Origin of the sequence: Pseudomonas sp. D8002 (assembly GCF_013385695.1) — a bacterium.
Taxonomy (GTDB): domain Bacteria; phylum Pseudomonadota; class Gammaproteobacteria; order Pseudomonadales; family Pseudomonadaceae; genus Aquipseudomonas.
In genome coordinates, this window is the sequence record NZ_JACAPM010000054.1 from 39,519 (window position 1) to 63,804 (window position 24,286).

Genomic DNA, 24,286 nt, shown 5'->3' on the forward strand with positions numbered 1-24,286 from the left:
AGTTGTTATTCAAAACAGGGCAGATAGCTGTCGGCACTGTCGTAGACCATGGTCAGCACGACGGTGTCGGTGGGCAGCTCCGGCGCCAGCTTCGCGATGGCTACCATGTTGGCGGCCGACGACAGCCCGAGGCTGATGGCGTCGGTGCGCATGATGCGTTTGATCATGTCGAGGCATTCCTGGCGCGACACCTTGAGCATTCCGTCAATGATCGCGACGTTGAGAATGCTCGGGATCAAGCCGATCGACAGGCCCTGGATATGGTGCGGCGCATGGCGGTCGCTGAGCAGGTCGCACTCTTCCGGCTCCACCCCCATCACGCGGATCGCCGGCCAGGTGCTCTTGAGGGTTTCGCCGATGCCGGTGATATGGCCGCCGGTGCCGATGCCGCTGACGAAGTAGTCCACACGCAGCTCGCCGAAGGCGCGGATGATTTCCCGGGCGGTGGTGTCACGGTGGGTCTGCGGGTTGGCGCCGTTGCGCTGCTGGTTGAGCATCACGTAGCTGGGGTTTTCCAGCTGCAGCTCCATGCACTTTTCGCCGTGGGAATTGTTGCCCAGGCGGCTGTCCGACAGCACCACCCTGGCGCCGTACAGGCGCAGCAGTTTCTGCTTCTCGGGGCTGTAGTTGTCGGGGATCACCAGCACCACTTTGTAGCCCAGCACGTTACCGGCCATCACCAGGCCGATGCCGGTGTTGCCGCCGCTGGGCTCAATGATGGTTTGCCCTGAGCCACGAATCAGAATGCCCCGGCGCTCGGCGTCGAGGATCATGCCCAGGGCGATGCGTGCCTTGTGGCTTCCGCCGGGGTTGAGGGATTCCAGCTTGGCGTAGACCTCGATGCCGAGGTCTTCGGAAAACTGTTCCAGGCGCACGATGGGCGTTTGGCCAATGGCGTCGAGTATCGAGTTATGCAACATCAAGTAAGAGCCCATGGCCGCTGATCAGTACAAAGGCATGTCGGGTTCGACGTCGCGAACCCAGTGTTTCATGCCACCTTGCAGTACTTTTGTGTTGGCGAATCCGGCGGCCAGCAAGGTGCTGGCGGCTTGCTCCGCGCGGGTCCCGGCGTAGCAGATGAGGTAGTGCGTGTTGTCGCGGCTGAGGTTGGCGAGTTGCCCGTCGAGCTCGGCCAGCGGGATGTGCACCACCCCCGGCAACTTGCACACTTCCAGCTCGCTGGCGTCCCGCACATCCAGCAGTACGTCGGCCTTGCTGTGTTGCTCGAGCAGTTGCTTGAGCACCCGCGGCTTGATGTAGCGTTCTTCGGCCAGGGAAGGTTGGCTTGGCAGGGCGTCGGCGCAGACGGCGGGGGCGATGGTTTGGCTGTGGCGCAGTTCCGAGCAGCAAGGGCAGTCGGCGCGGCGCTTGAAGCGGATCTCGCTGAACTTCATCGCCAGCGCATCAAAGCGCATCAGCCGGCCCGAGAGTGGTTCGCCAATGCCGATCAGCAGCTTGATCGCCTCGGTGGCCTGGATCATCCCGACCACCCCGGGTAATACGCCGATGACCCCGCCGGCGCTGCAGTTGGGCGCCAGTTCCGCCGGTGGTGCCTGGGGAAACAGGCAGCGATAGCACGGCCCGCCTTTATAGTTGAGCACGCTGATCTGCCCGTCGAAGCGGTAGATGGCGCCGTACACCAACGGCTTGCCCAACTGCACGCAAGCGTCGTTGACCAGGTAGCGGGTTTCGAAATTGTCGGTGCCGTCGATCACCAGGTCATAGGCGCCCACCAGTTCCAGGGCGTTGTCGGTGTTGAAGGCGGTGTCGTAGGTGTTGATCTGGATGTGGCTGTTGAGGTCCTGCAAGCGCTGCTTGGCGGACTCGACCTTGGGCAGGCCCAGGGTGCTGTTGCCGTGGACGATCTGGCGTTGCAGGTTGCTGCTTTCCACCACGTCGAAATCCACCAGCCCCAGGGTGCCGATGCCGGCTGCCGCCAGGTACAGGCTGATGGGCGAACCGAGGCCGCCGGTGCCGATGATCAGCACGCGGGCTTTCTTCAGGTTCAACTGGCCTTCGCGGCCGACGCCGGGCAGGGTGATGTGGCGCACGTAGCGTTGCACTTCTTCGTTGCTCAGTTGGTCGACGTCCATGCCGCCGGAGGTGGCCAGCAGTACTTCGATTCTGGCTTCTTCCGGTAACCTGTCATCGGCGTTGATCAGCTCTTCTTCAGCGATAAAGAGGAAGTGCTCCTTGATCTGGTTGTTATTTTCGTGAAACAGGTGCGCACGTAAATTCGGATGGTTATCGCACAGGTTTTCAATGACTTCGCGCAATGTCGATCCGGCACCCTCGAGGGTCGATGCTGGCAGCTTGGCCACGCGGACCAGGATGTCGGGGAAAGAGACAGCGTTCATGCACAACTCCGTTTGCAGGTCGTTGAAGGGTTTTTGGGCGAAGTGTTTGCCATCCCAGGCAAACAGCTTGGAACCTTGGGTCTTGCCCTGGCGAACATCCACCACCAGGTAGCTTACGGGGTAGATCGGCTCGCCCATGAAAAGGGCCTTGTCCTGGTCTTCGTCGCTGAAATACGCGCCGACGTCAGGGTGGGAGTGGTAGATCACCACCACCGGGTTATCACTGCGAAACGCCTTGTTCATCATCAGCGTGTCGGCCACCGAAAAGGTGTAGCCGTTGGCGGCGCTGCGTGGATACATCTCGGGGTTCTTGCGGTGCAGCTCGTTCTGGATGTTGCTGCCCAGGTACACGCTGCCATCGGCGAAAACAAAGCCGCAGCATTCCTCGGGGTAGCTGCGGTCGGCGTGGGCGTAAATCTGCTCCAGTGCGTTTGGGCTCAGGACCTTCATCTCAGTTTTTCTTCGCCAGGAGCTTTTCGATGGGCAGCTTGGTGATGGCAAAGCCGGCCAGCAGGATCGCCGAATACATCATCAGGTCCCTGGAAATCTGCACGCCCTCGTACCAGGCCCCGATGATCACCGCGAACACCGGGAAGATGATGAACACGAAGGACAAAATGATCGGGCTCAGGCGCTTGAGCAGCATGAAATACACGATAAAACCGCCCACCGAGGCCACCAGCCCGAGGTAGAACAGCGCACTCCAGGACCGCAGGGTGATGTCTTCAAAGGTCGGGGTTTCAAACCACAGCCCGGCGACAAACAGCATCAACCCGGCGATGCCGATGGGCAGGGTGTTGTAGGTGATCACGCTGATGGCACTGCCTTGTTTCTTGGTAATCACGTAGCACAAGGCATGCATGATCGCCGCAGCCAGGATCGCCAGCACGCCGAAGAACTCGGCGTGGTCCAGGTGCAGGCCCTGGCTCTTGATGATCATGTACAGGCTGCCGAACCCGATGGCGATGCCGATCACCTGGGAAAAGTAGATGCGCTCGCGCAGGAACAGCGCGGAGAAAATCAGGATAAACACCGGCATGCAGCTGAACAGCAGCGCGGTGAGGCCGGACGAGACATGCATTTCGCCGTAGTTGAGCAGGTAATACGGAACGCTGAAGTAGGACAGCGTCACAAACACGAAGAACCAGCGGCTTTCCCGGGGAAACAGGATCGGCTCGCGGCGCACCCAGGCGAAACACAGGAACAGCGGAAACGCGATCAGGAACCGCAGCCCGGCGGAGGTCAGCGGTGGCACGCTTTCCACGGCGATCTTGATGCCCAGCCAGGTAGTGCCCCAGCTGAGACACACGATCAGGAACATCACACTGGTAATCAGCCCGGCCAACCACTGCTTGTGAGTTTTTGTTTTTTCAGCATTTTCGAGAACGGCGGACATTGGCATCGTGACATTGCTTCCATGAGACCGAATTGACCTCTATATTGAGTGCCATGATTCGGTGATTGAACCCGTAAAAGCACACTATTAGGGCGAATGATGGCTGTCAAAACAAATATTGACATGGTGTCAATTATGCGAGAAGGACTCTCCAACGGGCAGGGCGTGAAGTACAAGCGCCTGTCCGATGTCATGGAGCGAGGCATCCTTGAAGGCTTGATTGAACCGGGAAGAAAACTGCCGCCTCATCGGGTGCTTTCCGACAATCTGGGGGTCACCATTGGCACCATCAGCCGCGCCTACGGTGAGCTGGAACGCCTGGGGCTGGTAGTGGCGCGGGTGGGCGACGGCACTTTCGTACGCAAGCGTGGGATGGAGCGCCAACGGGATGAAGGCTTTCGCAACTTCAGCGACGAGCCGCGGCAATACTTTGATATGAGCCGCAACATGCACATCCCCGGGCAGGAGACCACGTTCCTGGCCCAGAGCTTCCAGACGCTGGCGAACAACGCCAAGTTCTTGCAGGACATCAGTGCCTACACCCCGGATGCCGGGCTGCCGCGTTACCGGGCAGCGGGTGCGCAGTGGCTGGTGCAGCGGGATTTCCACCCGATTCCCGAGCAGGTGATTTGCGTGAACGGCGGCCAGCATGGGTTGCTCTGCGCAATGATGGCGCTGTTGCGAGCCGGCGATACGGTGGTGACCGAACAGTTGACCTATCCAGGGTTGATCACCGCCGCGCGCATGCTGGGCATTCGCCTGATCGGCCTGGAAATGGATGAAGAAGGGCTGCTGCCGGGGGCGCTGGATGAAGTCTGCCGCAATCACCGGGTGTCGGCGTTGTACTGCACGCCGACCATCCAGAATCCTACGACGGCGGTGCTGTCGGTCGCGCGCCGTGAGGCATTGGTGAAGGTCTGTCGGGAACACAACCTGCTGATTCTCGAGGATGAGGCCCACGGTGTGCTGGTGGAAGACCGTCCGCCGCCCCTGAGTCATTTTGCCCCGGAGCGTACGATTCTGATCAGCAGCCTGAGCAAGGCGGTATCGGCAGGCTTGCGAGTTGGGTACGTGCATGCACCGCCGGCGTTGGTCAGCCGGATTTCTGCGGCCCTGCGTTCCACCTGCTGGATGGCCACGCCGGTCACGCTGGAACTGGCGACCCAGTGGATCGAAAACGGCACGGCGGAACACCTGTTGCACCAGCAGATCCAGGAAATCAGCCGCCGCAAGGCACTGGTGGAAGGTTTGTTGATCGGGCTGGAGTACCGCACTCACCTGAACAGCCCGCACTTCTGGATCGAAGTCCCGGAGCCATGGCGCGCGTCGGAAATCGAGGCGGAGTTAAAGCAGAACAATTACCTGATTGCGACAGCCGAAGCGTTTGCCGTGGGGCAGACGGCGGTGCCGCAATTCATTCGGGCGAGCATCTGCAATACGTCGGGGGATGATCAGTTGCTGCTGGATGGGTTCGATGCGCTGGCGACGGCGCTGGGGCAGGGCGGGGGGCGGTTTCACCTGTGAACCCAACAGCTTGTGTGAACATGACCCCTGTGGCGAGGGAGCTTGCTCCCGCTGGGCTGCGAAGCAGCCCCAAAGCCATTCACTAAATACCAGTCGTCTGGTTTGCGACTGCTGCGCAGTCGAGCGGGAGCAAGCTCCCTCGCCACAGAAGCTCCCTCGCCATACAAGCACCTTGGCCAGGGCGCGGAGTTACTTGAACCGCCGCTCCACCCCTTTCTCCACCAGAATCTTCGCCGAAATCTCTTCCACCGAAAAATGCGTGGAATTGATGTGCGCAATATTTTCCCGGCGGAACAGATTTTCCACCTCCCGCACTTCAAATTCGCACTGCGCATAGCTGGAGTAACGGCTATTGGGCTTGCGCTCGTTGCGAATCGCCGTCAGGCGGTCCGGGTCGATGGTCAGCCCGAACAGCTTGTGCTGGTGCGCGCGCAGGGCGCTCGGCAGCGTCAGGTGCTCCATGTCGTCTTCGGTCAGCGGGTAGTTGGCCGCGCGAATCCCGAACTGCATGGCCATATAAAGGCAGGTCGGCGTCTTGCCGCAGCGGGACACGCCCACCAGGATCAAATCAGCCTTGTCGTAGTAGTGGGTGCGGGCGCCGTCGTCGTTGTCGAGGGCGAAGTTCACCGCCTCGATCCGCTCCATATAGTTGGAGTTATGGCCAATGGAGTGAGATTTTCCGACAGAGTATGACGAATGTTCACTTAACTCTTGTTCCAGCGGCGCCAGGAAGGTAGAGAAGATGTCGATCATGAAACCATTGGAGGTGGCGAGGATCTCACGAATGTCCTGATTGACGATGGTGTCGAAAATGATCGGACGAAATCCGTCTTTTTCGGCCGCCAGATTGATTTGTTGTACCATGGCTCGCGCTTTATCCACGCTATCGATATAGGGTCGCGTGAATTTGCTGAAGGTAATGTTTTCGAACTGCGCCAGCAGGCTTTGACCCAGGGTTTCGGCTGTAATGCCGGTGCCGTCGGAGATAAAGAAAGCAGATCGTTTCATTTGAGCCTTGGGCCTTAAGCTGATGACGAATCTTGGATATGATAGGCGCGATTTTGCCGTCCCGCAGTGGGCCGCATTCTCACTTATTTTCCAGGTCCAGGCCACAAACGCCGGTAACCGCTCCTACTGAGCCGCCGGCGTCCTGAGCTTTTCCAACACAGAAAGTGGAGAGATCACCTTGGTAGAGTACGTAGTTTCCCTCGATAAGCTCGGCGTCCATGATGTAGAGCACGTAGGGGGCAAGAACGCATCCCTGGGCGAGATGATCAGTAATCTTGCGGGTGCCGGTGTATCGGTGCCAGGTGGTTTTGCCACCACTGCCCAGGCTTACCGTGATTTCCTCGAGTTGAGCGGCCTCAACGATCAGATCCATGCCGCCCTCGATGCGCTGGACGTCGATGACGTCAACGCCCTGGCCAAGACTGGCGCCCAGATCCGTCAATGGATCATGGAAGCCGAGTTCCCCGAGAAGCTCAACGCCGAGATCCGCACCGCGTTTGCCACGCTGTCGGCCGGTAACCCCGACATGGCTGTCGCCGTGCGCTCCTCGGCCACCGCCGAAGACCTGCCTGACGCCTCCTTTGCCGGCCAGCAGGAAACCTTCCTGAACATCCGCGGCGTGGAAAACGTGATCCGCGCAGCCAAGGAAGTGTTTGCCTCCCTCTTTAACGACCGTGCTATTTCCTACCGCGTGCACCAGGGTTTCGACCACAAGCTGGTGGCCCTCTCTGCCGGTGTGCAGCGCATGGTGCGTTCGGAAACCGGCACCGCCGGCGTGATGTTCACCCTGGACACCGAATCGGGCTTCCGCGACGTGGTGTTCATCACCGGCGCCTACGGCCTCGGCGAAACCGTCGTACAAGGCGCGGTGAACCCGGACGAATTCTACGTCCACAAACACACCCTTGAAGCCGGCCGCCCGGCCATCCTGCGCCGCAACCTGGGCAGCAAGGCGATCAAGATGATCTACGGCGACGAGGCCAAGGCCGGTCGCTCGGTGAAAACCGTTGATGTCGACAAGGCCGAACGCGCGCGTTTCTGCCTGACCGACGCCGAAGTCAGCGAACTGGCCAAACAAGCGATGATCATCGAGAAGCACTACAAGTGCCCGATGGACATCGAATGGGCCAAGGACGGCGACGACGGCAAGCTATACATCGTCCAGGCCCGCCCTGAGACCGTGAAGAGCCGCACCTCGGCCAACGTCATGGAACGCTACCTGTTGAAAGAAACCGGCACCGTGCTGGTGGAAGGCCGTGCCATCGGCCAGCGCATCGGCGCCGGCAAGGTGCGGATCATCAAGGACGTGTCCGAGATGGACAAGGTCCAGCCAGGCGACGTGCTGGTCTCCGACATGACCGACCCGGACTGGGAACCGGTGATGAAGCGCGCCAGCGCCATCGTCACCAACCGTGGCGGGCGTACCTGCCACGCGGCGATCATCGCCCGCGAGCTGGGGATTCCGGCAGTGGTCGGTTGCGGTAACGCCACCCAACTGTTGAAAGACGGCCAGGGCGTAACCGTGTCCTGCGCTGAAGGCGACACCGGCTTCATCTTCGAAGGTGAGCTGGGCTTCGATATCAAGCAAAACTCCATCGACGCCATGCCCGACCTGCCGTTCAAGATCATGATGAACGTCGGCAACCCGGACCGCGCCTTCGATTTCGCGCAATTGCCGAACGCCGGTGTGGGCCTGGCCCGCCTGGAGTTCATCATCAACCGCATGATCGGTGTGCACCCCAAGGCCCTGCTGAACTACGACGGCCTGCCGCCGGACATCAAGGAAAGCGTCGACAAGCGCATCGCCGGCTACAACGACCCGGTGGGCTTCTACGTCGAGAAGCTGGTGGAAGGCATCAGCACCCTGGCAGCGGCGTTCTACCCGAAAAAGGTCATCGTGCGCCTGTCGGACTTCAAGTCCAACGAGTACGCCAACCTGATCGGCGGCAAGCTTTACGAGCCGGAAGAAGAAAACCCGATGCTGGGCTTCCGTGGCGCCTCGCGCTACATCAGCGAAGCCTTCCGTGACTGCTTCGAGCTGGAATGCCGCGCCCTCAAGCGCGTGCGCAACGAGATGGGCCTGACCAACGTCGAAATCATGGTGCCGTTCGTGCGCACCCTGGGTGAAGCGAGCCAGGTGGTGGACCTGCTGGCTGAAAACGGCCTGTCCCGTGGCGAGAACGGCCTGCGCGTCATCATGATGTGCGAGCTGCCATCCAATGCCATCCTGGCTGAAGAGTTCCTGGAGTTCTTCGACGGCTTCTCCATCGGTTCCAACGACCTGACTCAGCTGACCCTGGGCCTGGACCGCGACTCCGGGATCATCGCCCACCTGTTCGACGAGCGTAACCCTGCGGTCAAGAAGCTGCTGGCCAACGCCATCCAGGCGTGCAACAAGGCCGGCAAGTACATCGGGATCTGCGGCCAAGGCCCTTCCGATCACCCGGACCTGGCCAAGTGGCTGATGGAGCAGGGCATCGAAAGCGTCTCGCTGAACCCCGATTCCGTACTGGAAACCTGGTTCTTCCTGGCTGAAGGTCAAGCCCAGGCGTAATACGCAACACCCAAAAGTGCCGGTCAACCTTGCGGTTGGCCGGCATTTCTCATTCTGTACAGGGCGGAACTCCTTCCGGACGCCGCCCTTTTTTGTGCAAGAGCATTATGCAAAGCAGCAGCAACCTGTTTCCCGTCGCCTTGATCAGCGCTGAGCGTCGTGGCGACCTGAGTGAAGATGTGTATCGGCTGAAACCCGGCAACAGCCCTGACGGTACCGTCGAGCTGGCCGTGACCCGCCTGGGCCTGGCTGACGTCCCGGAAAACCGGGGCGTGCCGGTGGTTTTGTTGCATGGCAGTTTTTCCAACCGTCGCTTCTGGTACTCGCCCAAGGGGATCGGCCTGGGCGCCTACCTGGCGCGCGAAGGGTTTGACGTCTGGATCCCGGAAATGCGCGGTCACGGGCTGTCCCGGCGCAACCAGGACTACGCCAGGAATCGTGTCGCCGACTATGCTCGCTACGACTTGCCGGCCATTGCCGCCTTCGTGCGTGAGCAAAGCGGGCAGATTCCCCACTGGATCGGGCATTCCCTGGGTGGCACAACCCTGGCTGCGGCCCTGGGTGGGCAGCACCTTGGCGCGCCGGCAGTGGCCTCGGTGGCGCTGTTTGGCTGCCAGGTCAGTCGCACGCATTGGCCGTTGAAGTTGCCACCGGTGGAGTGGACCGGTCGCCTGCTCTTGAAACGTTTCGGCCAATTGTCCGGCGCTCGGTGGAAACGCGGCCCGGAGGACGAGCCGGCGGGCGTATTGATTGAAGCCATGCGCTGGAATGGGCTGTTCGGCCGCTTTGGCGAAGGTAAGCAGGATTGGTGGAAAGGCTTGGCCGAGGTTGACGTGCCGCTGTTGGCGGTGAGCGCCGCCGGCGATCACCAGGACCCGGACTGGGCCTGTCGCAAGCTCTTTGAGCAGGTCGGCTCCGAGCATCGCCAATACCTGTGCCTGGGGCGCCAGCAAGGGTTCAGCGGGGATTTCGGGCATGTCGAGATGCTCGTCAGCAAGGCCGCCCAGGCTGAAGTGTGGCCGCTGGTGACGCGCTGGTTGAAAAATCCGCTTACACCTTTGCTGGGGGCGCAGGCGCAGGAACTGGCAGCGGTTTGAGCGCAAGGCTCTATCAGGGGCGTTTCGCTTGTTTGCCGTAGAGGCTAAGATATGACGCGTTGGGTGGTTCTGGTCATATTCAGTCGCGCAGTGGGTCTTGCGTTGCTATCCGATGGGCCTGACTATTCGGCCCGGATTAAAGAACCTTCACGGCAAAGCGTTTCCAGATGTAAGTAAACAGTGGGATGTTTGACACCTTCTTTCACCTACAGGAGTTTCTCGATGAACCATTACCTTACCCCCGACCTGTGTGACGCCTATCCGGAGCTGGTGCAGGTGGTTGAGCCGATGTTCAGCAATTTCGGCGGCCGGGACTCCTTTGGTGGCGAGATCGTGACCATTAAGTGCTTTGAAGACAATTCCCTGGTCAAGGAACAAGCCGAACTCAATGGGGCCGGCAAGGTGCTGGTGGTCGATGGTGGGGGTTCCCTGCGCCGCGCGTTGCTGGGCGACATGATCGCCGAGAAAGCCGCGAAAAACGGCTGGGAAGGGCTGGTGATCTACGGCTGCATCCGCGATGTCGACGTAATCGCCCAGACCGATCTGGGCGTGCAGGCCCTGGCCAGCCACCCGATGAAGACTGATAAGCGCGGTATTGGCGATTTGAACGTGGCGGTGACATTCGCCGGCGTGACCTTCCGCCCGGGCGAGTACGTGTACGCCGACAATAACGGTGTGATCGTCTCCCCTAGCCCGCTGAAGATGCCTGAATAAACAGCAGTAGCCGACAGGGGTGAGGATGTTCGAGGAAGAAAACGCGCAGTGGGGGCTGGTGCATGCCCTGGTGCTGGACGGTAAAGGTGGTGCGCGTTCGATTGCCCGGACAGAGCTTGATGAGCTGCAACTGCAGCCTCAGGAAAGCCTGTGGCTGCATTGGGACCGTAGCCATCCCCAGACCCAGACCTGGTTGCGCAAATCCAGCGGCCTCAGCGAATTCGCCTGTGACCTGCTGCTGGAGGAGAACACTCGCCCACGCCTGTTGCCGCTGCCGGATGCCGAACTGCTGCTGTTTTTGCGCGGGGTCAACCTCAATCCCGGCGCCGAACCGGAAGACATGGTCTCGGTGCGGATCTTTGCCTCGGCAGCGCGGGTGATTTCCCTGCGTTTGCGCCCATTGCGCGCCACCGACGAGTTGCTGGTGCAACTGGCAGACGGCAAGGGGCCGAAGACTTCCTCGGAACTGGTCCTGTATATGGCGCAGTACCTGACCAACAAGGTTCAGGATCTGGTCAGCGACTTGTCCGAAATCGTCGATATCGAAGAAGAAAAACTGGATGCCGACGAACGGTATACTCCGGAGCATGGCAGCGTTTTGCAGATCCGTCGGCGCGCCGCCGGGCTTAAACGTTTCCTGTCGCCGCAGCGGGATATTTTCGCGCAGTTGACCCGGATCAAATTGCCCTGGTTCTGTGACGACGATGCTGACTACTGGAACGAATTGAACAACAGCCTGACCCGCTACCTGGAAGAGCTTGAGCTGGCCCGGGAGCGCGTGGGGCTTGTGCTGGAGACCGAAGACCGGCGTTTGAGCCTGCGCATGAACCGCACCATGTACCGCTTCGGGATCATCACCGGGATCTTCCTGCCGATGAGTTTCCTGACCGGTTTGCTGGGCATCAATGTAGGCGGAATTCCGTTCTCTTCCAGCCCTTACGGGTTCCTGATTGCCTGCCTGATGATGGTCACGGTGGCGGTCGGGCAATGGTGGTTGTTTCGACGGTTACGTTGGGTTTGAGCTGAATGTGACCTGAACGTGGAAAGAGGTCATGTGACCCGAAGAATTTTACCCTCGTCTTTTAAATCACTTGCGAGAGGTTTTTTATGCACGATCCGTTCGAACAGTCTTTGCGTGACATGCTCAATGCCTCGCCGTCCAACCGGGACGACGATGCTTGCCTGGGTCGCGTCTTGAAAACCGCCAACCGCCAGGTCGGGGCGGGGGATCTGTTCGGTCTGCTTGGCCGCTGGTTGCCGGCGTTGATGATGGCCTTGAACAATGGTTCGGCCCATGTCTCACCGGTTTCCCGTCGTAAACCTCTTGCTCGCACTGCTGATAAGGCTGAATGAATATGGAACTCGATCTCTGGACCCAGAGTCTGGTAACTGCAATGACTGCGTTGTGGACCAAGGTGGCGAATTTCATTCCCAACCTGTTTGGTGCACTGGTGGTGGTACTGCTGGGTTTTGTCGTGGCAAAGCTGCTTGACACCCTGCTTTCCAAGTTGCTGGCCAAGCTGGGTCTTGATCGATTGATGGGGGGCACCGGCCTGACCAAGATTTTGGGGCGTGCCGGGTTGCAAGTGCCGATCTCGACACTGATCGGCAAGATCGTTTATTGGTTTGTTTTACTGATTTTTCTGGTTTCTGCGGCTGAATCCCTTGGACTTGAGCGAGTTTCAGCTACGCTCGACATGCTGGCGCTGTATTTGCCGAAAGTATTCGGTGGCGCGCTGGTGTTGCTGGTAGGGGTTTTGCTGGCGCAACTGGCCAATGGCCTGGTGCGTGGCGCGGCTGAAGGCGTGGGTCTGGATTACGCCAGCGGCCTGGGGCGAATCGCCCAGGGTCTGGTGATTATCATCAGTATTTCGGTCGCGATCAGCCAGCTGGAGGTCAAGACCGACCTGCTGAACCATGTGATTGTGATTGTTTTGATTACCGTTGGTCTGGCCGTTGCGCTGGCCATGGGACTGGGAAGCCGGGAAATTGCCGGGCAGATTCTTGCGGGAATCTATGTGCGTGAGCTATATCAGGTTGGGCAACAAGTGCGTGTGGGCGAGGTCGAAGGGCAGATCGAGGAGATCGGCACGGTCAAGACGACAGTGCTGACGGACGATGGCGAACTGGTGTCGCTTTCGAACCGGATCCTGCTGGAACAGCATGTGACTAGCCGCTAACCCGGCGAATCCTGCTAATGTACGCCGCCGCAAACCTGGGTATCCAGGCCATGGCGGACATTGACCTGACTGTCGGCACGACTTGTTTTGAATAAAGCCCAAACGCTGTCCACGCGCTATGACCCCCGTGAGCTCTCTGATGAGGAGTTGGTCGCGCGCTCGCACACGGAGCTGTTTCACGTAACACGCGCGTACGAAGAATTGATGCGCAGGTATCAACGCACTCTGTTCAACGTTTGTTCAAGGTATTTAGGGAACGATAGAGATGCGGATGATGTCTGTCAGGAAGTGATGCTCAAGGTGCTATACGGCCTGAAGAACTTCGAGGGAAAATCGAAGTTCAAGACATGGCTCTATAGCATCACGTACAACGAGTGCATCACGCAGTATCGGAAGGAACGGCGAAAGCGTCGCTTGATGGATGCTTTGAGTCTGGACCCCCTTGAGGAAGCGTCTGAGGAAAAGGCGCCTACCCCGGAAGAAAAGGGCGGACTCGATCGCTGGTTGGTGCATGTGAATCCGATTGACCGGGAAATTCTGGTGCTACGATTTGTCGCAGAGCTGGAGTTTCAGGAGATCGCTGACATCATGCATATGGGTTTGAGTGCTACAAAAATGCGTTACAAACGCGCTCTTGATAAATTACGTGAGAAATTTGCGGGCAGCACTGAAACTTAGTGCGTGGCAAATATCTCTTACGTGTAGGCAAGTTCTGTTAGACTTGTCGCCGAGTTGTCCCCCGGTATGTGGGACTGCTTTACAATCACCAGATGGGGATTTAACGGATGAAACTGAAAAACACCTTGGGCTTGGCCATTGGTACTCTTATTGCTGCCACTTCTGTCGGCGCTCTGGCACAAGGCCAAGGCGCAGTTGAAGGCCAGCTGTTTTACAAAAAGCAGTTCAACGATAGCGTCAAACATATCGAAGACGGCTTCAATCCTGGCGCCAGCATCGGTTACTTCCTGACCGACGACGTGTCGATCAACCTGAACTACGACACTACCAACCACACCCGTTCGAACGACGGTACTGGCAACCAGAAGATCAAAGGTGATACCGGCAGCGTTACTGCCCAGTACCACTTCGGTCAAGCTGGCGTCGACTCCCTGCGTCCATACGTAGAGGGCGGTTTCGGCCACCAGAGCCGTACCAACGTTGAAGCTGATGGTCACAAAGGTCGCGATCAATCGACCCTGGCTATCGCTGGCGCTGGTGTGAAGTACTACTTCACCGACAACCTGTTCGCACGTGCTGGTGTTGAAGCTGACTACGCTATCGACAACGGCAAGTGGGACTACTCCGCACTGGTTGGCCTGGGCGTAAACTTCGGCGGCAACGCTGGCAAAACTGCTCCAGCTCCTACCCCAGCACCAGCTCCAGAGCCAACCCCAGAGCCAGAAGCTCCGGTTGCTCAGGTTGTTCGTGTTGAGCTGGACGTGAAGTTCGACTTCGACAAGTCGGTTGTTAAGCCTAACAGCTACGGCGACGTGAAAAACCTCGCTGACTTCATGAAACAGTACCCACAAACCACCACCGTTGTTGAAGGTCACACTGACTCCGTCGGTCCTGACGCTTACAACCAGAAGCTGTCCCAGCGTCGTGCTGACGCTGTTAAGCAAGTCCTGGTCAAAGACGGTATCGCTCCTAACCGTGTAAGCTCGGTTGGTTATGGCAAATCCCGCCCAGTTGCTGACAACGCAACTGAAGCTGGCCGTGCTATCAACCGTCGCGTAGAAGCCTCGGTAGAAGCACAAGCAGCTCAGTAATTACTGAGTTGTAGAAAAAAGCCCGGCTTAGGCCGGGCTTTTTTTCGCCTGCAATTTGCCTCAGGCCGTGGCGCTGGCCAGGGCCGCAAGCGCCTGCGTCGCTTGAGCAACCCGGCCAATCACCAGGATAGCCGGGCTCTTGAGCGCGAATTCGTGCGCATCATCCTGCATCCGGGCGAGGCTGCTGCGGCATTCGCGCTGTTGTGGCAGTGAAGCGTTTTCAATCATCGCCACCGGCATGTCATCGCTCATGCCACCTTCCAGCAATTGCCGGCGGATTTCCCCCAGTTTCGCCACCCCCATATAGATCACCAGCGTCGTGCCGCCCTCTGCCAGGGCCCGCCAATTGAGGCTGCTGTCGTCCTGGGTATGGGCCGTGACCAACGTGACGCCACGGCTGACACCGCGCAACGTCAGCGAAATATCGCAGTTCGTTGCCCCGGCCAGCCCTGCCGTAATGCCGTTGACCAACTCCACTTCCACCCCTTGCTGCCTGAGCCACGCCGCCTCTTCGCCGCCGCGACCAAAAATGCACGGGTCGCCGCCCTTGAGCCGCACCACGCACTTACCCTGCCGGGCATAACGCAACATCAGGCGATGGATAAACGCCTGTGGGGTGGAACGGCAGCCACCGCGTTTGCCCACGGTGATCAGCCGTGCAGCGGGGCAATGCTCCAGCAGCGCCGGGTTGACCAGATCATCGATCAGCACCACATCGGCTTCCCGCAGCGCTCTCACCGCCTTGAGTGTCAGCAGTTCCGGATCGCCGGGGCCTGCGCCCACCAGCCAGACTTTTGCGCTCATATGCTTGCCTCACACTCTGATCGCGATTGGCTGCTTGCCACTCGCCAATAACCGTTTGATTTCCGGCACACAGGAGCCGCATTGCGTGCCGCAACCCAGTTCCTGCTTCAGCCCGTTCAGGTCCAGGCCCCGGGCAATGCCGGCGCAGACCGCGCTTTCGCTGACGTTCTTGCAGTTGCACAGCGTCTTGTTGCTGCTTGAGCCGCCCCCCGGTGGCGCACTCAATGGCGCCAATAACCAGCGGCGTAACTGCTCATCGGTGCGACCTTCCAGCCACAGGCTTTGCAGCCAGTGGCGAGCCAGGGTTTCGCCAGCCAGGCGGATCGCGGTGATACGGCCTTTTTCAATCTTTACCCGCTTGCCAATGGAGCGCCGCGGGTCGTCGTACGCCATCACGGGGCCGTCGTTGAGGCCCAGCAGTTGGTCGATCTGCTTGAGCAGTTCAAGGGCGGGCGCCTCGTGATGCGCCGCACGAATCAGCAGGGCAGGCCGCTCGCGTCCGGTCAGGCTCAGGCTGACGTAGGCAAAGCCGTCACACAGCGGTCGCAACGCTTCGAAGTGTTGCTGCACATCGCCTTCAATCAGCGCAAACAAGTGCCAGGGCAGCCGCACCGCCTCCAGGCGCACGCCGCTGTGCTTGAGTTCCGGCTGTTTGGACAGCGGGTCGAATGCCGGCTGGGTCAGCGCATTTACGCCGCCTTTAAGAAAACGGTCGCCCCAGTGCATCGGCAGGAAAGCCTGGCCGGGACGCACGCTGTCATCGCTGCCGACGGCCACAATCACGCTGCCGCGCCGGCTTTTCAGGCTGACCAGATCCCCTTCCTTCAAGCGATGGCGACGCAGTTCGTCCGGGTGCAGGCTGAGCACTGCTTCACTGACATGGCCGAACAGCTGCGCAGCGGTGCCGGTGCGGCTCATGCCATGCCATTGGTCCCGCAGGCGGCCGGTGATCAGGGTGAGTGGGAAGCGCGCGTCACGCTGCTCCTTGGCGGCGCGATAAGGGTCGGCGACAAAGTGCGCCCGGCCAGTCTCCGTAGGGAAAAATCCGTCGGTGTACAGCCTTGGTGTTCCGCCCACCGCATCGGCCGGGAATGGCCATTGCTGCGGGCCTATCCGGTCCAGCAGCGCGTGGCTGATACCCGACAGGTCCAGGTCACGCCCACGGGTCAGCAGCTTGTATTCATCAAAGATCTGCGCCGGTTGCTCAAAGGCAAAAAGCCCCGGTTTTCCGGGACAAAGACGCTGCTCCAGGCGTTGGGCAAAATCCACGGTGATTGCCCAGTCCGGCCGCGCTTCCCCAGGTGGGGCGATGGCTCGGCGAACGTGGGAAATGCGCCGCTCAGAGTTGGTCACTGTGCCTTCCTTCTCGCCCCAGCTCGCGGCTGGCAGCAACAGGTCGGCGTAACGCGCCGTCTCGGTTGTACGAAAGGCTTCCTGTAGCACCACGAACGGACACGCTTCCAGGGCCTGGCGCACGGTGTTCTGGTCGGGCAGGGATTGGGCGGGGTTGGTGCACGCGATCCACAAGGCCTTGATCTTGCCGGCCTGCATCTGTTCAAACAATTCGATGGCGGTCAGCCCGGTGCTGGCCGGCAGTTGGTCGACCCCCCAATACGCGGCTACTTCTGCCCGATGTTCGGGGTTGGCAGCCTCACGATGGCCAGGCAGTAAATTTGACAAACTGCCGGTTTCCCGCCCACCCATGGCATTCGGCTGACCCGTCAGGGAGAAAGGTCCGCAGCCAGGGCGGCCGATGGTGCCGGTCGCCAAATGCAGGTTAATCAAGGCGCTGTTCTTCGCGCTGCCGGCGGTGGACTGATTGAGCCCCATGCACCACAACGACAGAAAACTCTCCGAGGTGCCGACCCATTCCGCACACAGACGCAGTTGCTCGACACTGATCCCGCACAACTGCGTGACCATTTGCGGTGTGTAGTCGTGAACCAGGCGTTTGAGTTCGACCAGGCCGTCGGTATGGGCCTGGATAAAGTCGCGGTCGATCCAGTCTTCCCACAACAACAAGTGCAGGATCCCATGGAACAATGCGACATCCGTACCCGGCAAAATCGCCAGATGCAGGTCCGCCAAGTCGCAGGTGTCGGTGCGCCGGGGATCAATTACCAGCACTTTCATCTGTGGCCGGCGGGCCTTGGCTTCCTCCAGGCGTCGGAATAACACCGGATGCGCGTAGGCCATATTGCTGCCGACGATCATCACGCAGTCGCTCGACTCCAGGTCCTCGTAGCTGCACGGTGGCGCGTCGGCCCCCAGGCTGCGCTTGTAGCCGACCACCGCCGAAGACATGCACAGCCGCGAGTTGCTGTCGATATTGTTGGTGCCCACCAGCGCTCGCGCGAGTTTGTTGAAGCTGTAGTAATCCTCGGTCAGCAACTGCCCGGAAATATAGAACGCGACGCTGTCCGGCCCGTGTTCAGCGATGGTTTCGGCAAACACGTTCGCCGCGTGCTCCAGGGCGGTATCCCAGTCGGTGCGGCTGCGGGCCAGGCCTTTGCCCAGCCGCAGTTCCGGGTACAACGCGCGGGCCGCGAGGTCTCCGGTGAGGTGCAGGCTGGAGCCCTTGCTGCACAATTTTCCGAAGTTGGCCGGATGACTCGGATCGCCACTGACGCCGAGGATCTGCGAGCCATCATGCTCGATCAGTACGCCGCAACCGACCCCGCAGTAGCAGCAGGTGGACGCGGTGGTCTGGCGGTTCATCAACCGGCGTCCCGCAGCGCCAACATCACCCGGCCGTTTTCCACACGGGCCGGGTGGTGATGGGCGCAGCCGACGTCCGGTGCCTGGGCCTCCCCGGACTCCAGGTCGATCTGCCAGTTGTGCAGCGGGCAGGCCACGCGCTTGCCGTAGATCAAGCCTTGGGACAGCGGGCCACCCTTGTGCGGGCAGCGGTCGTCGAGGGCGAAAACCTCGTCGTCACTGGTACGAAAAATCGCGATGTCGCCTTTTGGCCCGCTGATGATGCGCGAGCCCAGGGCATTTATTTCTTCGAGGGCGCAGATATCCAGCCAGTTCATGCCGGCACCTCCAGCAGTTTGACGGGGATGGTGTCGAATTCCTTTTTCAGCAGCGGCTGTTCCAGGCGTTCTTTCCACGGGTCCTGCTCGAACGACAGGGAAAATTGCAGGCGTTCATTCAGCGCCTGGCGCCGCGCGGGGTCTTCCAGTACAGCCTTCTTGATGTGCTCCATGCCGACCCGTTGCAGGTAGTGCACGGTGCGCTCCAGGTAGAAGGCTTCTTCCCGGTAGAGCTGTAGGAAAGCGCCGTTGTATTCGCGCACTTCTTCGGCGGTTTTCAGCTTGACGAAGAACTCGGCGACCTCGGTCTTGATCCCGCCGTTACCGCCGATGTACATCTCCCAGCCGGAATCGACGCCGATGATTCCCACGTCCTTGATCCCCGCTTCCGAGCAGTTGCGCGGGCAGCCGGACACTGCCAGCTTGACCTTGTGGGGCGACCACATATTGAACAGGTCATGTTCCAGCTCAATCCCCAGTTGCGTCGAGTTCTGCGTACCAAAGCGGCAGAACTCGCTGCCGACGCAGGTCTTCACGGTGCGGATGGATTTGCCGTAGGCATGGCCGGATGGCATATCGAGGTCTTTCCACACGCCGGGCAAGTCCTGCTTCTTGATGCCGAGCAAATCGATGCGCTGCCCGCCGGTAACCTTGACCATCGGCACGTTGTACTTGTCGGCCACATCAGCGATGCGCCGCAGTTCCGACGGATTGGTCACACCACCCCACATCCTTGGGACTACCGAGTAGGTGCCGTCTTTCTGAATATTGGCGTGGGCGCGTTCGTTGATCAGGCGCGATTGCGGATCGTCTTTTGCCTCGCCGGGCCAAGTGGAGATCAGGTAGTAGTTGAGTGCCGGGCGGCAGGTGGCACAGCCGTTCGGGGTGCGCCAGTTCAGGTAGCTCATGGTGCCGGCGATGGTCAGCAGGTGCTGGTCGCGGATGGCCTGGCGGATTTGCCCGTGGTTGAGGTCGCTGCAGCCGCAGATGGCTTTTTCGCTTTTCGGTTTGACGTCCGCCGCGCCGCCCACGGTGTTGATCAGGATTTGTTCCACCAGCCCGGCGCAGGAACCGCAGGAACTGGCAGCCTTGGTGTGCTTCTTCACGTCGTCGACGCTGAACAGACCGTGTTCCTGAATCGCCTTGACGATGGTGCCCTTGCACACGCCGTTGCAGCCGCAGACTTCGGCGGTGTCGGCCATGCTCATGGCTTTGTCCTGGCCTTGGTGGCCTACATCGCCCAAAGCATTTTCACCGAACATCAGGTGATCGCGGATCTCGCCAATGGCATGGTTCTCACGGATCTGCCGGAAATACCAGCCGCCGTCAGCCGTATCGCCGTACAGGCAGGCGCCGACGAGGATGTCGTCCTTGATCACCAGCTTCTTGTACACACCGCCAATCGGGTCGGAAAGCGTGATGGTCTCCGTGCCTTCGCCGCCCATGAAGTCCCCGGCGGAGAACAGGTCGATGCCGGTGACTTTCAATTTGGTCGAAGTCACCGAGCCTTGATAGCGCGCGAAACCCAGTTGGGCGAGGTGGTTGGCGCAGACTTTGGCCTGCTCGAACAGCGGTGCCACCAGGCCGTAGGCAATCCCGCGATGGCTGGCGCATTCGCCGATGGCATAGATGCGCGGGTCGTAGGTTTGCAGGGTGTCGTTGACCAGAATCCCACGGTTGCACGGGATGCCGGATTTTTCCGCGAGTTCGGTGTTGGGGCGGATGCCCGCAGCCATCACCACCAGGTCGGCGGGGATCACATCGCCATTCTTGAATTGCACCGAGCCGACGCGGCCGTTGCCAGCGTCATGCAGCGCCTCGGTCTGCTCCTTCAAGCGAAACACCAGGCCACGGCTTTCCAGTTCGGTTTGCAGCAACTGGCCGCTGGTCTTGTCCAATTGCCGTTCCAGCAGCCACTCGCCGATATGCACCACGGTCACGTGCATGCCACGCAGCATCAGGCCGTTGGCGGCCTCCAGGCCCAGCAGGCCGCCGCCGATGACGACCGCGTGCTTGTGGGTCTTGGCGGTGTCGATCATGGCCTGGGTGTCGGCGATGTCGCGGTAGCCGATCACACCCTGCAACGTATTGCCCGGGATCGGCAGGATAAACGGCGTGGAGCCGGTGGCGATCAGCAGGCGATCGTACTCGGCCTCGCTGCCGTCTTCGGCGATGACTTTGCGTTTGACCCGGTCGATCTGCACCACTTTGCGGTTAAGCAACAGCTTGATGTTGTTATCGAGGTACCAACTCAAGTCATTGAGCACGATCTCTTCGAAGGTCTGCTCACCGGCCAGCACCGGCGACAGCAAAATGCGGTTGTAATTGGTGTGGGGCTCGGCGCCGAAAACGGTGATGTCGTACAGGTCGGTGCTCAGCTTGAGCAATTCTTCAAGGGTGCGAACCCCGGCCATGCCGTTGCCGATCATCACCAGTTTGAGTTTCTTCATGTCGTTCTCCGCAGTGGCTCGACAAATCGTGCGCAACAAAAAAAGGCGTCCCCGCTACGTAAGTAGCGAGGACGCCTTTGTCCTGGTCCCGTTCTCTCGGGAAGCCCGACCTTCGACGTTGAAGGTGCGGCTATATGTGTGTTGATGGGAAAGCTAATGCAGCGGTTGTGCCAAGTAGGATTTTGGCTGGTTTTGCTAAGTGAGGCGGTGATGTATCAAGAAATTTCGCCTCTTAGTGGTGCAACAGCCAGTACAACAGCACCAGATTGATCAGCAGCGACAGCACGGCCAACGTTTGCCAGACCTTCAGCGGTTCGCGCTCCAGCAGCGGTTTTGGTCGCGTGCTCAACTCGCGGCGATCCGCCTGCTCCAGTACCAGCAACCATTCCTCGGCAGTTTCATAACGTTGCTCGGGTTGCGCGGCGACTGCGCGCTCCAGGCTCTGTTGCAGCCAGTCGGGCAGGTCGGGGCGGTAGCGGCTGGCGCCGACAAGCGTAGTGAACCTGGGACGCTGGAAAGCTTCGATTTCGCCGTAGGGGTAATGCCCGGTGAGCAGGTAATACAAGGTCACACCGACGCTATACAAGTCCTGTTGCGGGGTAGGGCGTTCGCCGTTGAAGGCTTCCGGGGCGATAAAGCTTGGCGTGCCAGGCAACAGGTGCGCGCGATCCTCCGAGAGCCCGGGGCAGTAGGCCAGGCCGAAGTCCAGCACACGCAATTCGCCATCCTCTCCCAGCAGCAGGTTTTCCGGCTTGATGTCGCGGTGCAGGATCTGCCGGCGGTGCAGCAGCCCGACGGCACGCAGCAGGCGCTCGGCCAGGGTTTGCCACTGCGCCAGGGGCAATGGGCCCTGGTGCTTGAACAGTTCGGCCAGGGTTTGGCCGGAGTATTCACGCATCACGTAGTACAAATGCTGACGGCCACTGGCTGGATGGACTTCAGGGAACGCGCGGCCGGCGACCCGGCGCAGGAACCATTCCTCTGACAGCAATGCCTGGGCGGCGAACACGTCATCGTCGTGGCTGAGCGGCAAGGTCTTCAGCAGCCACGCCTGTTGATGGGCATCGCGCACCCGATAGAGCAAGGATTGGCGGCTTTGCCCCAACAGCGACTCTACGTGCCAGCCTTCGAAGCGCTGGCCGGGTTTCAGGGGAGGCGGCAGGGGCCATTGCTGCAACTGCACCAGCGCATCGCCGAGGGTGGCGGCGCCAAGCTGGTCGACGCGGACCAGCAGGGCGCTGGCGTTGTCCTGGCTACCGGCCAGATGCGCGGCGCTGACCAGGGTGTTTACCGCGAGGTCCAGGTCCGACTGTTCCCGCAGGATTGCGCTGATGTTGTTGTCATCCAGGGTCGCCCACACGCCGTCGCTGAGCAGCAGGAAACACTCGCCTGCCCGCAACTCGCCGTCGAGGAAATCCAGCACCAGATGCTGATCCAGGCCCATGGCGCGCTTGAGCACATGCTGCATGCCCGGTTGCTCCCACACATGCTCCTGGCTCAGGCGCTGCAACTGGCCATCGAGCCAGCGGTACACCCGGCAATCACCCACATGGGCCAGGGTGAAACGCTGGCCGCGAAACACCAGGGCGCTGAGGGTGGTCAGCAACGGCTGGCCGCCGCCGTTGGCTTGCAGCCAGCGATTCTGGGCCACCAGCAAGCGTTCCAGGGCCTGGGCCACGCCCCAGGTTTGCGGCGTGGCGTAATAGTCCAGGGCCAGCGCTTGCAAGGTCGAGCGCGCAGCCAGTCCGCCATCGGCGCATTGGCTGACGCCATCGGCGATGGCACACAGGTAGCCTTTGCTGGCGGCCAGCTCCGGGGCGGGGGTGACCAGGCGCAAGGCGTCCTGGTTTTCCTGCCGTGGGCCGGTGGCGCTGGCTTGGGCGAAGCTCAGTTGCAGGCTCATCAGACCCGTGCAGCCGTCACCGCAGCCGAGCCCCAGGTGGTTCTCCAGCGACGCTTGACGCCGTACAGGCCGAACCAGGCCAGCACGCCCAGGCTGGCGAACAGCCACAGCGCCAACTGATAGCTGCCGGTGCTTTGCTTGATCGCGCCCATGCCCGCCGCCAGGGCGAAACCGCCGATGCCGCCGGCCATGCCGATCAGGCCGGTCATCACACCAATCTCGCGGTGAAAGCGTTGGGGCACCAGTTGGAAGACTGCACCGTTACCGGCACCCAAACCGAGCATGGTGCACACAAAAAGCGCCAGTGCTGCGTAGGAGCTTGGCAGGTTGAACCCCACCGCCGCGATGCAGATCGCTGCCACGCCGTACATGCCGAGCAGGGTGCGAATCCCGCCGAAACGGTCGGCCAGGGCGCCGCCCAAAGGCCGCATAAGGCTGCCGCCGAATACGCAGGCGGCGGTGTAGTAGCCGGCGGTGACCGGGCTCAGGCCGTATTGGTCGTTGAAATAGCCGGGCAGGGCGCTGGCCAGGCCGATGAAACCACCGAAGGTCACACTGTAGAAGAACATGAACCACCAACTGTCGCGGTCGCCCAGGGCTTTGAAGTAGTCGGCCATGGACTTGGCCTTGGGTCGTTGCGGGGCGTTGCGGGCGAGCCAGGCGAAGACGATCAGCGTCAGGATCAGCGGGATCAGTGCGAAGCCGAACACATTGCTCCAGCCAAACGCGGCGGCGAGCACCGGTGCCAGCAGGGCCGCAAACACCGTCCCGGAGTTGCCGGCGCCGGCGATGCCCATGGCCTTGCCCTGGTGCTCGGCGGGGTACCACTGGGACGCCAGGGGCAGGGCGACGGCGAACGAGGCTCCCGCCATGCCGAGGAACATGCCCAGCAGCAGGGCTTGCTCGTAGCTGTGGATTCCGAGTTTCCAGGCGACGAACAAGGCGCCGATGACAATCACCTGGCCGATCAGGCCGGCGGTCTTGGGGGAGAGTTTGTCGGCGAGCATGCCCATCAGGAACCGCAGCACCGCGCCGGCCAGGATGGGGGTGGCGACCACCAGGCCGCGTTGTTGGGTGGTGAGGTGCAGGTCGGCGGCGATTTGTACCGCCAATGGACCCAACAGGTACCAGACCATGAAGCTCAGGTCGAAATACAGGAACGCGGCGAACAGGGTCGGGGTGTGACCGGATTTCCAGAAGCTTGATTTCATCACGCACCTCAGCGGTAAGGGGTCTTATGAGAAGGCCTGGTGATGGAACGGCTGTGGCCGCCCCATCGGCCCCGGGCTATGGGGCCAAAACGAAAAAACGCCGCCACCGGGTTCGCTGGGGCAAACCGGGTGTGCGACGTCTTTGTCGTGGAGGGGGCAACCGCCGTTGGCTACCTGTGGGGATTCTTTAGCAAGAGGTGGGCCAACAGGGGGTGGGGGCGTTGCGGTGTGGTGTACATATCCGTTGCTGCGGTAACGGCGGCTTAGGGTTCCGCTCTTACAGC

At 60.6% G+C, this 24,286-nt stretch carries 19 protein-coding genes; 9 read left to right on the forward strand and 10 right to left on the reverse strand.

Annotation, left to right across the window (positions count from 1 at the left end; genetic code table 11):
- Positions 1-5 precede the first annotated feature (5 nt).
- Genes HX807_RS28115 through HX807_RS28125 form a run of 3 tightly spaced genes read right to left on the reverse strand, consistent with a single transcriptional unit; the run spans position 6 to position 3,702 of the window.
- A complete protein-coding gene (locus HX807_RS28115) occupies positions 6-920 on the reverse strand; it encodes a PLP-dependent cysteine synthase family protein (protein WP_043225528.1) in 915 nt (304 codons plus the stop codon).
- Positions 921-944: 24 nt separating this feature from the next.
- On the reverse strand, positions 945-2,807 hold the full coding sequence (gene moeB, locus HX807_RS28120; protein ID WP_177051795.1) for a molybdopterin-synthase adenylyltransferase MoeB: 1,863 nt from the start codon (positions 2,805-2,807) through the stop codon (positions 945-947).
- 1 nt (position 2,808) lies between these two features.
- Positions 2,809-3,702: a DMT family transporter gene (locus tag HX807_RS28125; protein WP_166742189.1), complete on the reverse strand. Its 894-nt coding sequence runs from the start codon at positions 3,700-3,702 to the stop codon at positions 2,809-2,811.
- A 150-nt stretch (positions 3,703-3,852) separates the two neighbouring features.
- Between HX807_RS28125 and HX807_RS28130 the strand changes: the two genes are divergently transcribed.
- On the forward strand, positions 3,853-5,277 hold the full coding sequence (locus HX807_RS28130) for a PLP-dependent aminotransferase family protein (protein WP_032899027.1): 1,425 nt from the start codon (positions 3,853-3,855) through the stop codon (positions 5,275-5,277).
- Between the two features lie 189 nt (positions 5,278-5,466).
- Here HX807_RS28130 and HX807_RS28135 read toward each other — a convergent pair whose 3' ends face one another.
- A complete protein-coding gene (locus HX807_RS28135; protein WP_003215001.1) occupies positions 5,467-6,285 on the reverse strand; it encodes a pyruvate, water dikinase regulatory protein in 819 nt (272 codons plus the stop codon).
- Positions 6,286-6,463: 178 nt separating this feature from the next.
- On the opposite strand from HX807_RS28135, the gene ppsA reads away from it, so the two are divergent.
- The 8 genes from ppsA (at position 6,464) to HX807_RS28175 (ending at position 14,599) form a co-directional block, all read left to right on the forward strand.
- Complete coding sequence (gene ppsA, locus HX807_RS28140; protein WP_003215003.1) at positions 6,464-8,839, forward strand: phosphoenolpyruvate synthase; 2,376 nt, start codon at positions 6,464-6,466, stop codon at positions 8,837-8,839.
- 107 nt (positions 8,840-8,946) lie between these two features.
- The gene (locus tag HX807_RS28145) at positions 8,947-9,936 is read left to right on the forward strand and encodes an alpha/beta fold hydrolase (protein WP_003215005.1); all 990 of its coding nucleotides are present in this window, start codon (positions 8,947-8,949) and stop codon (positions 9,934-9,936) included.
- A 222-nt stretch (positions 9,937-10,158) separates the two neighbouring features.
- Positions 10,159-10,650, forward strand: a complete 492-nt coding sequence (rraA, locus tag HX807_RS28150; protein WP_003215007.1) for a ribonuclease E activity regulator RraA — start codon at positions 10,159-10,161, stop codon at positions 10,648-10,650.
- A gap of 25 nt (positions 10,651-10,675) precedes the next feature.
- Positions 10,676-11,671: a zinc transporter ZntB gene (locus HX807_RS28155; RefSeq protein WP_003215009.1), complete on the forward strand. Its 996-nt coding sequence runs from the start codon at positions 10,676-10,678 to the stop codon at positions 11,669-11,671.
- Positions 11,672-11,757: 86 nt separating this feature from the next.
- The gene (locus HX807_RS28160; protein WP_003215011.1) at positions 11,758-12,003 is read left to right on the forward strand and encodes a hypothetical protein; all 246 of its coding nucleotides are present in this window, start codon (positions 11,758-11,760) and stop codon (positions 12,001-12,003) included.
- Positions 12,004-12,005: 2 nt separating this feature from the next.
- The gene (locus tag HX807_RS28165) at positions 12,006-12,830 is read left to right on the forward strand and encodes a mechanosensitive ion channel domain-containing protein (RefSeq protein ID WP_008432650.1); all 825 of its coding nucleotides are present in this window, start codon (positions 12,006-12,008) and stop codon (positions 12,828-12,830) included.
- A gap of 87 nt (positions 12,831-12,917) precedes the next feature.
- Positions 12,918-13,508 carry an RNA polymerase sigma factor SigX gene (sigX, locus tag HX807_RS28170; RefSeq protein ID WP_003215014.1) on the forward strand — a complete coding sequence of 197 codons (591 nt, stop codon included), beginning with the start codon at positions 12,918-12,920 and terminating at the stop codon, positions 13,506-13,508.
- A gap of 107 nt (positions 13,509-13,615) precedes the next feature.
- Positions 13,616-14,599, forward strand: coding sequence for an OmpA family protein (locus tag HX807_RS28175; protein ID WP_003215016.1), 984 nt, complete (start codon positions 13,616-13,618; stop codon positions 14,597-14,599).
- A gap of 60 nt (positions 14,600-14,659) precedes the next feature.
- Here HX807_RS28175 and cobA read toward each other — a convergent pair whose 3' ends face one another.
- The 6 genes from cobA to HX807_RS28205 all read right to left on the reverse strand — a co-directional run bounded on the left by cobA (position 14,660) and on the right by HX807_RS28205 (position 24,002).
- Positions 14,660-15,403, reverse strand: a complete 744-nt coding sequence (cobA, locus tag HX807_RS28180) for a uroporphyrinogen-III C-methyltransferase (RefSeq protein ID WP_003215019.1) — start codon at positions 15,401-15,403, stop codon at positions 14,660-14,662.
- 9 nt (positions 15,404-15,412) lie between these two features.
- On the reverse strand, positions 15,413-18,121 hold the full coding sequence (locus HX807_RS28185) for a nitrate reductase (protein WP_177051797.1): 2,709 nt from the start codon (positions 18,119-18,121) through the stop codon (positions 15,413-15,415).
- Positions 18,121-18,438 carry a nitrite reductase small subunit NirD gene (gene nirD / locus HX807_RS28190; RefSeq protein ID WP_003215022.1) on the reverse strand — a complete coding sequence of 106 codons (318 nt, stop codon included), beginning with the start codon at positions 18,436-18,438 and terminating at the stop codon, positions 18,121-18,123. Before nirD ends, HX807_RS28185 begins: the two co-directional genes overlap by 1 nt.
- Positions 18,435-20,888, reverse strand: a complete 2,454-nt coding sequence (gene nirB, locus HX807_RS28195; RefSeq protein WP_177008970.1) for a nitrite reductase large subunit NirB — start codon at positions 20,886-20,888, stop codon at positions 18,435-18,437. The genes nirD and nirB overlap by 4 nt, the downstream gene beginning before the upstream one ends.
- Before the next feature lie 232 nt (positions 20,889-21,120).
- A complete protein-coding gene (locus tag HX807_RS28200; protein ID WP_102368363.1) occupies positions 21,121-22,791 on the reverse strand; it encodes a bifunctional protein-serine/threonine kinase/phosphatase in 1,671 nt (556 codons plus the stop codon).
- Positions 22,791-24,002, reverse strand: coding sequence for a NarK/NasA family nitrate transporter (locus HX807_RS28205; RefSeq protein WP_003215029.1), 1,212 nt, complete (start codon positions 24,000-24,002; stop codon positions 22,791-22,793). The genes HX807_RS28200 and HX807_RS28205 overlap by 1 nt, the downstream gene beginning before the upstream one ends.
- Between the last annotated feature and the right edge of the window lie 284 nt (positions 24,003-24,286).